8 protein-coding genes and 1 pseudogene are annotated in these 10761 nt (G+C 61.5%); 5 read left to right on the top strand and 4 right to left on the bottom strand.

Annotated features, from left to right (window positions below; all coding sequences use genetic code 11):
* The 4 genes and pseudogenes from PWJ82_RS09145 to PWJ82_RS09130 all read left to right on the top strand — a co-directional run.
* Positions 1 to 1315 (top strand): annotated as a pseudogene (locus PWJ82_RS09145) (hypothetical protein); the annotation flags it as partial.
* A gap of 154 nt (positions 1316 to 1469) precedes the next feature.
* Entirely contained in the window at positions 1470 to 1862 is a 393-nt protein-coding gene (locus PWJ82_RS09140; RefSeq protein ID WP_274736353.1) for a hypothetical protein, read from the top strand.
* A gap of 43 nt (positions 1863 to 1905) precedes the next feature.
* Positions 1906 to 2175 carry a hypothetical protein gene (locus PWJ82_RS09135; RefSeq protein WP_274736351.1) on the top strand — a complete coding sequence of 90 codons (270 nt, stop codon included), beginning with the start codon at positions 1906 to 1908 and terminating at the stop codon, positions 2173 to 2175.
* Positions 2172 to 3047, top strand: a complete 876-nt coding sequence (locus tag PWJ82_RS09130) for a hypothetical protein (protein ID WP_274736349.1) — start codon at positions 2172 to 2174, stop codon at positions 3045 to 3047. Before PWJ82_RS09135 ends, PWJ82_RS09130 begins: the two co-directional genes overlap by 4 nt.
* A 39-nt stretch (positions 3048 to 3086) precedes the next feature.
* Here the strand turns inward: PWJ82_RS09130 and PWJ82_RS09125 are convergent, their stop codons facing one another.
* The 4 genes from PWJ82_RS09125 to PWJ82_RS09110 form a co-directional block, all read right to left on the bottom strand.
* On the bottom strand, positions 3087 to 4502 hold the full coding sequence (locus tag PWJ82_RS09125; protein WP_274736348.1) for a DUF4232 domain-containing protein: 1416 nt from the start codon (positions 4500 to 4502) through the stop codon (positions 3087 to 3089).
* Positions 4503 to 4554: 52 nt separating this feature from the next.
* On the bottom strand, positions 4555 to 5130 hold the full coding sequence (locus tag PWJ82_RS09120; protein ID WP_274736347.1) for an anthranilate synthase component II: 576 nt from the start codon (positions 5128 to 5130) through the stop codon (positions 4555 to 4557).
* Positions 5130 to 6602, bottom strand: coding sequence for an anthranilate synthase component I family protein (locus PWJ82_RS09115; protein ID WP_274736346.1), 1473 nt, complete (start codon positions 6600 to 6602; stop codon positions 5130 to 5132). Before PWJ82_RS09115 ends, PWJ82_RS09120 begins: the two co-directional genes overlap by 1 nt.
* Before the next feature lie 153 nt (positions 6603 to 6755).
* Positions 6756 to 7787 carry an ATP-binding cassette domain-containing protein gene (locus PWJ82_RS09110; protein ID WP_274736344.1) on the bottom strand — a complete coding sequence of 344 codons (1032 nt, stop codon included), beginning with the start codon at positions 7785 to 7787 and terminating at the stop codon, positions 6756 to 6758.
* 91 nt (positions 7788 to 7878) lie between these two features.
* Here PWJ82_RS09110 and PWJ82_RS09105 point away from each other — a divergent pair, with 91 nt between their 5' ends.
* Positions 7879 to 10617 (top strand): Cna B-type domain-containing protein, encoded by a 2739-nt coding sequence (locus PWJ82_RS09105; RefSeq protein WP_274736342.1) that lies wholly within the window; start codon positions 7879 to 7881, stop codon positions 10615 to 10617.
* Positions 10618 to 10761: the final 144 nt, after the last annotated feature.

The following is a 10761-nucleotide window of genomic DNA, read 5'->3' as shown; positions in this document are numbered from 1 at the left end:
CAACGACCCCGAGGTAACCGGCGTCATCGATGTCAACAAGCTCACCGATCCCGAACGCGAACAGGTCAAGAAGGCCGTCGAAAAGAAGAACCCGGATCTTCCGACCGGCACCACGATCACCGTCTCCGAAAACGGCACGGTAACCGTCACGTTCCCGGACCAGTCAACAACCACGATCACTCCGGACAAGACGGTTCGTCAGCTCAAGGACAATGAGAAGATCACACTCAAGGATCCTGAAGTAACCGGTGTCGTTGACCCGAACAACCTCACGCCTGAAGAACAGGAGCAGGTGAAGGATAAGGTCAAGAAAGCCAACCCCGACCTCCCCGACAACACCCAGGTCACCGTCGGTAAGGACGGGACCGTGACCGTCACCTTCCCCGACGGCTCTGAGACCCAGATCCCCGCGGACAAGACCGTCCGCCAGCTCAAGGACAACGAGAAGACCAAGATCAACGACCCCGAAATCACCGGCGTCGTCGACCCGAACAACCTCACCCCCGAAGAGCAAGATCAGGTCAAGGACAAGGTCAAGAAAGCCAACCCCGACCTGCCGGAGAACACCCAGGTCACCGTCGGTAAGGACGGGACCGTGACCGTCACCTTCCCGGACGGATCGACCTCGAACATCACTCCGGACAAGACCGTCCGCCAGCTCAAGGACAACGAGAAGACCAAGATCAACGACCCCGACCTCACAGGCGTTGTTGATGTCAATAAGCTCACCGATCCCGAACGCGAGCAGGTCAAGAAGGCCGTCGAAAAGAAGAACCCGGATCTTCCGACCGGCACTACGATCACCGTCTCCGAAAACGGCACGGTAACCGTCACGTTCCCGGACCAGTCAACAACCACGATCACTCCGGACAAGACCGTCCGTCAGCTCGAGGACAACGAGAAAATCAAGATCAACGATCCCGAAATCACCGGCGTCGTCGATCCGAACAACCTCACCCCCGAAGAGCAAGATCAGGTCAAGGACAAGGTCAAGAAAGCCAACCCCGATCTCCCCGACAACACCCAAGTGACTGTCGGCAAGGACGGCACCGTAACCGTCACCTTCCCCGACGGCTCCGAAACCCAAATCCCGGCCGAGAAGACTGTTAAGCTTCTCGGCCCGGCCGATAACGGCAACAACGGGAATGCTGATAAGGGCGATAAGGGTAACAAGCCGGATGCCTCCAAGCCCACCAAGGTCAAGAAGGTCAAGAAGCTGCAGCACACCGGTGCTGATGTGACGCTTGGGCTCTTGGCCGCGGCTGCTGCGGTGGCTGCCGGTGGGGCCCTGGTCGCTGGGCGTCGTCGCCGCTAAAAAGTTTCACGAACGTGATCGTGTGATCACGTAGAAACGAAAACTAACGCTCCCCGGGATCGGCTGAAATCTCAGCCTTTCCCGGGGAGCGTTGCATTCACAGCCGCATCCGCACCCGCATCAGTAAAATATCTCACGAGGAGGTTTCGCTACCATGCACACCGCAGCCCGCTACGGATCGCTCGCAATTTCTTTCGTTTTACTCACGCTATGCCTCGGTACCCTAGCTCTCAACCTGACGGACACCTGGTACTTCACACCCGGAACCGCCGCGCCCTCCGTTTTTGTGGCCGTCACGGTGGTGCTGGCCGCCGCGGGCACCCGCTCCACCTTCGCCCTCGCCGGCAGGACCCGAGCCAGCATCGCCTACGCGCTATGCGCAGTAGCGCTCTGCGCAGGCGTCGTTTCGTTGTGGCTCGCGAGCGGCCCCGAAACATTTAACCTCATCGGCGCCGCAGCCTGGATAGTCGGCTCCCTGGGCGTCTGCGCCTCAGCACTCCACGCCTGCCGCTCCACTCGGCCCGGGGCCTGTGCACCGCAGGCGTAATGCCCCCTTGCCCCACACATGAGCGTCAGCATATACTGACGCCGTGGTGGTTGAGTCTCAGCAAAGCGTACGGCCGCAGGCGGGCGATCCCGCAGCAGCTTCCCCAGCCGATCCTGCCGTGATAGCGGAAAAGCTGCGCGCGGCCCACGCCATGCGGGTGGAGGCTGATCGCATCACGAAATACTACGTCGAGGAAGCGGTGCGCTCGGGTATGTCCTGGAGCGATATTGGCCGTTGCCTCGAGGTAACCAAACAATCAGCCCATCGCAAATACGCGGCGGGGCTGCCGCGCGAACTTAGGAACCCGTCATGAAACTCCCCGCCGCCGCTGCCCTGCAGCTCATCCAAAACTCCGCTTTCGAAGCCCGCCGTGCCTGGCGTGAGGAAATCACCCTCGTTGATGCTTTCCTCGCCTTGCTCGCCAGTGGTGGCAGCGCCAGCCGCGTCTGCGCCCGTGCCGGCCTCACCCTGCGCGCCGCGCGCGAACACGCTAGTCAGCTCCACGCGCAGCGCCTCGAAGAATTTGGGTTACCGCCCGTGCAGTTACGTGAACGCACCCGAACTGAGATTTTCGACGACGCCGCCGAGCTCGCCCCACCCGCGGACCTACAGAAATTCCTCAGTGGAAAATTCCCGGGCAATGATTATCACTGTGGGGTGGCCGTCCGCTTGCTTCGCGATGAGGCATCGTGCCGCGAGATTGTGGAACGCGCTGGAATTAACCTTGAGCAACTCATTGCCGCGCTTGATGCAGCCGAACCTCTAGCCCAGCCCCACCGCGTGAGCGGCACACAACGGCTGCGCATCTACCTGCCAACCAGCGCCCGCAAAGTACGCGAATACGCCGCTTCCCCGGAATTCGCCGCATCCAATTTTGCTGATGTGTCCCACGATGGATCTGACTGGGTGCTCCGCTACGCGGGCGCGGAAGGACAGCCCACCGTCTGGGAATATTCCGGAACGCAGAAACCTCCCAAGCAACAGTCCCGCCGCTTCGCTCTGCTCGCAGAAAACGATCCGGAAGCCGCATCAAGTGCTACCGGTGAAGGCTGTTTCGTCACCCTGACAGAGAGTTTCGGGCAGCGCGGCTTTCTTTCCCGAATCCTCTTTCGGATGTTCCTCGGCACGATGATTCTTACAAACCAAGCTAATTACCTAGCAGATCGAGTGGCCCAGTCCGCGTAGAACCAGGCAACGAGTAGCACATCAATAAGGATGCGGGCGCTAGCGCCAGGGCCCTACCTGGAGGGGCATCGTAGTATCGCCGTCGAACCATACCTCCTCGCCTTCGCGTGTTGGTACGGGGATCACTTCACCATCGGGCCTCAGCTGGAGTCCTAAACCCTGCTGCTCGCCAACAATCCCGGAGTTATTCACCCGCCACACCAGTTCCATCGTGGCTTTCTCCCCCGGTGGTAGCTCAACTCCGCGTTCATAGGCACCTTGGTCTGCGCCGGTGAGTTCGATGGTCGTGAGCTCGTTAATGGGAAGACTATCGACCTTGCCTCCCGCATCGGAGAGCCAAATCCCGGTCATGCCCCGCACCGAGCACGCGTACGCGCCTCGATTGGTGAGCGTGATCAGCACCCGCCGCGTGCCAAGAGCAGCGTCCACCGGGCCTCGTTTCACATCCACCTGTGCGGACGTACACTGTGCCGAAATTGCGCTCGGGCGCGGATCTGGCGTCGATGCGGGTGAAGGTTCTGGCGTGGGCAAACCCCGCTCCGTAGGCGTAGTTTGCGGCGCGGATACCCCGGAACCATCCGGGAGATCTACCGATTCTCGCGGGAACGTTGCCGGCTCCTCCTTCACAAAGGTGCGGTCCTCCGGCGGAGGAAGCAGCCACCAGCCTAAGGCGGAAAACACCACCGCCGCAGCGGTTACACCCAGGGTAAGTTTCAGGAGAAAAACCGGCGATCCGCCAGCATTTCCGGTTGTCTCGCCGACTTCTATCCGGCAGTTCTCACGCGCACAAGCAAGAGCTCCCAACATCACCACATAAGGAACAATGGCCACAATGAGCAGACCCAAGGGCCCCGCGGAGATCACGCTAGGAGCCATCAACACGCCCGTGACAGCCCCGCCCACTGCCACCGCCCCACCGTTCATCCACGCCGCACGGCAAGCACCTGTTCCCACAGCGAGGGTAAGGGAGAAGAGCATTCCAGTTCCGAAACCGAGAAGACCTACCCCGGCCACGGCTATCTCAGGCATTCCGCTCAAGAGCGCGCCCAGACTTCCGATTATTGCCACCGCCACCACCGCGAGCGCGCCCAGCGCTTCCACGGCCATCGCCAGGTAGCGTACCCGCTTGCGCGGGCCGCGAGCGCCGCCAAGCTTACTTGAGGTGCGCGGCAGCGAACGCCCGAGAATGATCCAGGCACCTACCCCCACCGCGATTCCGGCAGTGATGATAAGGAGATAATCCCACGGGAAAGGTGCCACCCGGCACCGCCGTGTTGCACTCCCCATACACCAGGCACCATCTCCGTATGAGTGCAGCAACAGGGACTGACGCACCGTCCATACAACGACTACCCAGGAAAGCACCAGGACGGCAACTGCACCAACTCCGCGGGCTCGTTGTAGCGGCCGCTCAGGCGTAGCGAGCTGCGGGGGTGCAGGCGCGTTGTCGATCATGCCGCGATTCTAGTGTGCGGCGTCGTACCTCCATAAGGGTACGACGCCGCAGCTACCGGCACCGCGCGAGGAAATTCTCCATGATTGTGCGCCCGCAGGGGGTGAGGATCGATTCGGGATGGAATTGCACCCCGAATACCGGGAAGCGGCGGTGCTCCACCGCCATGACTTCCCCGTCCCCCACGCAGCGCGCGGTTACGGCTAGCTCATCACCGAGGGTATCGTCCTTGACGGCGAGGGAATGGTAGCGGGCCACCATTTCTTTCTCCTCGCACCCCGCAAAGAGCGTGCTGGACGTATCCATGCGCGCCGGCCGGGCGATGCCGTGCACTACTTCCGCGGCGTAGGTCACGGTAGCTCCGAAGGCTTCACATATGGCCTGGTGCCCCAGGCACACCCCGAGGATGGGGTATTTTCCGGCCAGTTGTTCCACCAGCGGCATGGATACCCCGGCGTCGCGGGGGAAACCCGGGCCAGGGGAAATAATAATTCCGTCCGGAGCCAGCGCGTCAATCTCCGCCACACTCAGGGCGTCGTTGCGAACCACCTTGACATCCGGGCGGAAAGTTCCGACCAGCTGCACCAGGTTGTAGGTGAATGAATCGTAGTTATCAATGATGAGGATCATTAGCATTCCTCCAGCTGGGCGGCGTCGTGCAAAGCTTCCAAAACGGCCGCGGCCTTATTGAGTGTTTCTTGGTATTCGGTGGTGGCTACGGAATCCTGGACGATGCCCGCGCCGCTACGCGCGTAAACCGTGTTCCCGATTTTGTAGGCGATGCGGATACCGATGCAGGTATCGAGGTTCCCGGAAAAATCGAGGTAGCCGATGGCCCCGCCATAAATACCGCGTTTATTGCCTTCAAGGTCGTTAATGAGCTGGCAGGCGCGAATCTTCGGTGCCCCGCTCAGGGTGCCGGCCGGAAGAATTGAGGCGACGGCATCGAGGGCATCGAACTCCGGGCGGATTTTCCCGCTCACCGTGGAACCAATATGCATCACGTGAGAGAAACGCACCACGTCATGGAAGCGATCCACATTGACAGTGCCAAATTGTGCCAGGCGCCCGATATCGTTACGCCCCAAATCCACGAGCATATTGTGTTCGGCTAATTCTTTCGGATCCGCCAGCAATTCCTCTTCCAAGCGGGCATCCTCCGCGGGGGTGGCCCCGCGCGGGCGGGTACCAGCCAGCGGGAAGGTGAAGAGAGTGCCGTCCTCCAATTTCACCAGGGTTTCCGGGGATGCCCCCGCCACCTCAATATTGTGCCCGCTGAAATAGAACATATACGGAGAAGGATTAATAGTGCGCAGCACCCGGTAAGTATCAATAAGGGAACCGGTGAATTCCGCGCGCAAACAATTGGAGAGCACGATCTGGAAAATATCACCCTCGTGAATATAGTGCTTGGCGCGTTCCACCATCGCCACAAACTCCGCCTCGTTAAGCACGGGAGTGATCGGCCCGGTCAGCTGCCCGGACGTATCAGCCACCGGCTCACCGTGCAGAAGCAGCTGGGCCAACTCACCTAATTCTTCGGTAGCGCGCGGGTATTCTTCCGCGAGGTTATCGAGCCCCACCACTTTGATTAATATGATTTTTTGGCGGAAGTTATCGAACGCAATAACGGTGTCGAAAAGCATGAGATCGACATCATTAAAACCCTCGTCGTTCGGGGCATCGAGCCGCAGGGTCGGTTCGGCATATTTCACGTAGTCATAAGAAAAATATCCCACGAGTCCACCGGCGAAAGGCGGCATCCCCGGAACTTTCGGGCTGCGATAGCGGGCGAGCACCTCCCGGATCGCATCCGACGGAGAATCAGGAGAATCATACGCAGCCGGCTGATCATTAATACGCACCTGCCCATCCACGCAGGTAATTTCGAGTTTCGGGTCATAACCGAGGAACGTGTAGCGCCCCCATGTTTGATCCTGGCCGGCCGATTCGAGCATATAGACGTGATCGGAAACGTTTTTGAGGATCTTCAGTGCGGTGACGGGCGTGAGGGAATCGGAAAGAATTTCGGTGGCGACGGGCGCCGCGCGGTACTCGGATCCGAGAGCGCTCAGTTCAGCGAGGGCAGGGTAAAACTGCATAATTATCCTTTGTGATAACAGTGCGGGTGGTCGTGAATTCTCGGGTCACGTCAGGCACGATGCGCCAACGTGCGGGGAAGAAAAATTAGGCGCGCCATCGACGCCAGCCGGCGCCCAGCGCCGCAAGCTTTGCACAACCCGTATCCATACCCGTCACTTTAGCAGGCCGAATAGCTCCGCGCGCTGCGTTCCACTTTCCGGATCGCGCGGTTCAAGATGCAGCTCGTTATCGGCCACTTCGTTAATGAACTCCGGATCGTGGCTGATCACCAGCACCGTGGCTCCGCGCGCTGCAAGCGCGCGGATGTGAGTGGAGATGGAGCGGAGGTGCCGATAATCCACCCCGGATGTCGGTTCGTCAAAGACATAAAAGTCGGCATGGGCGACCGTAGCATTGGCGACGACGAGGCGCTGCTTCTGGCCGCCCGATAACGTAGCCGGATGCCGATCCACCACCTCGCCTAATCCGAGGTCGGCCAAGACCTGCTCAATGCGTTCCTCACTCACCCCGGAATTCCCCAGCGCCACTTCCCCGCGCACGGTTTCCGCGAAAAGCTGGCGGGTGACATCCTGCATCACCAAGCTGGAATGGCGGAGCCGCTCACGCCCCCGGCACACTTTCCCGCCGAAGGAAATTCGCGCGCCGGAGGCCGGATGGGCCAGGCCGATGAGCACCCGCGCCAGGGTAGTTTTCCCGGCCCCGTTAGGCCCCGTTAGCGCGGTGACCTGCCCGGCCGGAATCTCCACCCGCTCCAGGTTAAGCACCTCGTGGGAGCCGTAAGCAAAGCGTACCGCCTCGGCTACCACGCCCGGGGTGGTAGGCGCACCGGCAGCCGCGCCGGCGTCGTCGCCCTTCTTCCCGGTGGCGGGCACGCGCGCCGCGCGTTCGGGGACCCGCAAGGTCCGCAGGCCCAAGCCAATCCGTTCCGTTTCCCCCATCGCGAAGAAATCCGCGGCCGGGTAACGCCCGGTGATGCGCCCGCCGTGCATAACGACGACGCGATCAGCCACGCCGCGCAGCGGATACAGGCGATGTTCAGCGATGATTGTGGTCCACCCGCGGCTCTTGAGTGCGCGGACGACCTGGGCGAACTGGCCGACCATCTCGGGGCTGAGATTGGAGGTTGGTTCGTCGAAAAGGAGGATACGATGCGGGCCGACCAGCGCGGTGGCGAAACACACCACATCACCCTTACTTCACCAACGCAGCACCAAACGGAAGAGTATTCTGAGTTATGTATAGTTTTTATTAAGAACGCGACTGGCGGCGTTTTTTATGACCACTCCGAAGGAGGCAGCTGTGGTCAGAAAATTCTCCGGCGCCCTGAGCGCCCTTATTATCGGCTTATTAGCGGTGATTGCACCGCTTCCTGCCGCCCTTGGCGAACCGGGATCGGCCGCTCCGTCCACGTGGGCGGAGCTGGTCGCCACCGGTTCCCAAGCGGGCGCGGTAAGCGCAACAGTTTCCAATAATTTGACAGTTGCGGCGGACGCACCCGTACTGCGCGTTCCGGCCGGCACCCACCTCACCCTCACCGGGAGCGGCGAGGTGACCGGGGCGGATCTACCGGCCGTGCAGGTGGAGAAAGGCGGCACCCTCACGCTGGCCGGCCCTTCATTCACCCGCACCCAATTCGTGGTGGAAGGCACGCTTGAGGTAAACGCCGGGTCGATTCACGATACGGCCCTCACCGGCCCGGTGATCTTCGTGCAGGGCGGGGAGCTGAATTTCAGCGGTACCGCTGATTTTTCGCGAAATTCCAGTGCACCACAGGGTGGCACGCTCGGGCCGAACGGCGTTGCCGCGGAAAAGTATGCACCGATTACCGCTTACGGCGGGTCTGTCACCATCAGCGGCGGCACAATCAGCCAGAATTCTGGCTTGCTTCGCGGTGGCGCCATTGGGGTGTGGAGCAGCGCGGAGCAGCCCGCGAAACTCACGATCAGCGGAGGCGCCCTGAGTAAGAACACGGTGAGCCACCCACGGTTCCCCGGCTTTGGCGGGGCGGTCTTCACCGAAGGCGCCACGGTGGAACTGAGCGGCGGCACGCTCAGCGGTAATACCACTGAATACGGTGGAGCGCTCGCCCTCATGAACTCGACCTTCACCATGAACGGTGGGGAAATCAACGGAAACTCCAATGGCGAATACAAGGGCTTTGGTGGCGGTATTCTTATCGACGGCGGCAAGGCAACGTTCACTGGCGGCACCGTTTCCGGTAACACTGCCAACGGTTTCGGTGGCGGCCTCAATATCCTGAATTCCACCGTCTCGATCTCCGGACTAACCGTTACCGAGAACACCGCGCTGAAATCCGGTGGAGGTATCTCCTTCGGAGGCACTACCCGTGCCGTCATCAACGCGGCAATTATGCGTGGCAATACTGCCACGGGATTCTGGGGCGGCGGTGCCATTTACAATGACACCAAGGCACACCTCACCATGCACAACACCGTTATTCGCAATAACCACATCAAGGATATGCGCTTGGTTGGAGCCGGAAACCGCCCGCCCGGCGCTCAGGGCGGCGGGTTGTGGAACTGCCCCACCGGCACCACCACCATGCATATCACGCGGGGCGTGGCTATTTTCGATAATTCCGCACCCGACGCCGGAAAAGAAAAGCAGTTTAAGGGCGCGGGCGATGACTTCTTCAGTGTTGCCAAGCACGAATTCGATAACCCAACGCCCGTGGCTGGCCAGCCGGTTACTCTGACCGAGCGGATGCTCGGCGGCTCGCCGCGCGCCTGGTTCCAGGACGGCTCCGCCTACGGCATTCACGCTAATTGGCCCGCGGAAAAGCAGCTGCCGCGCTACCAGGAAGGAGGGGAAAACACGCCGATTCCCTTCGGCCAACCGATTACTGATAATAAAGCCTTCAAGTCGGTTCCCAGCGCGGAGGCGAAGGCCCTGGCGGGAGTATTGGCCAGTGTCATTATCGAAAATAACAATGCCACCAATGTAGGTATTAGCGGCGGCGGCATCACCAATAACGGCGAGCTGATTTTCGGTGAGGATGACATCTGGAAGCTGCGCGTCACGAAAGGCTGGGAGGGCGACGACGCCGCTACCCGCCTCGAGTCCATCACGCTAGACGTGCTGGTGGGCGGGCATAAACTCCAGGAGATCACGCTCACCGCAGCGCAGCAGTGGACGGCGGATATCCCCAACTTCCCGAATCCGGCCACGCTCATCGACGCGGCAACCGGCAAGCAACTCCCCATCGAATTCCGCGAACACGGCGCCGACAATTCCCCGTACACACTGCGCACCACCGCCACCACGGCGGATGACGGCGCGAAGCTGTACACGGTAGCGCTCACCAACACGATGTCCACCGAAGTTTCGGTGGCTAAGAAATGGAACGACGACGCCGCGCCTGCCGGCCTGCGCCCCGATAAGGTCACGGTCGAACTCCTGGACGGCGGCCAGCCGGTTGGCCAGAGCATTGAGCTAAGCGCCGCGAATGGTTGGACCGGGACTTTCACGAATCTCCCGGTCTACCGCGAGGGCCGCAAGGCGGTGTACTCGGTGCGCGAGGTGCCGGTTCCCGGCTACACCACCGTGATCAGCGGTGATGCGGCCAGCGGGTACGTGATCACGAATACTCATACACCGCCACCTCCGACTACGGAGCCTCCGGCGCCGCCGACCACTCCCCCGGCGCCGCCCACCACGGAGCCACCCGCTCCGCCGACGACACCTCCGGTGCCACCCACACCGAGTGAGCCACCCACGGTGCCGCCCACCACTCCACCAACGACGGAGCCACCTGCCCCGCCAACAACGCCACCGAGCCTTCCGCCCACGGTGCCGCCTAGCGTTCCGCCGAGCACACCTCCGGGAACCCCTCCGGGAACCCCGCCGAGCACACCGCCGGTCACCCCGCCGGCCAATCCGCCGCGGATCGTGCGCACCGGCAGCGACGCTCGTTCCGGAGCGGCCCTGGCGGGCACAGCGCTGCTAGCGGGTCTCGGAATCTTGGCGTGGCGCCGGCTCCGCGCTGAGCGCTAACGAGCCCTGCGCCTTACCCACGGGGGTGGTGTGTGGGCCCCGCGGGGTGGCCCCCCCCCCCCCGCCCGCCCCTTAAATAAACCCCCCCTCCACCGCTCCCCGTTAGCCCCCCAAAAAAAAAACATCCGCGCGGGGCGGGTTTTT

Origin of the sequence: Actinotignum schaalii, assembly GCF_028864145.1 — a bacterium.
In the GTDB taxonomy this organism is placed as follows: Bacteria; Actinomycetota; Actinomycetes; order Actinomycetales; family Actinomycetaceae; genus Actinotignum; species Actinotignum schaalii_B.
The sequence above is the reverse complement of the archived record's forward strand: the minus strand, read 5'-3'. Positions and strand labels throughout refer to the sequence as shown.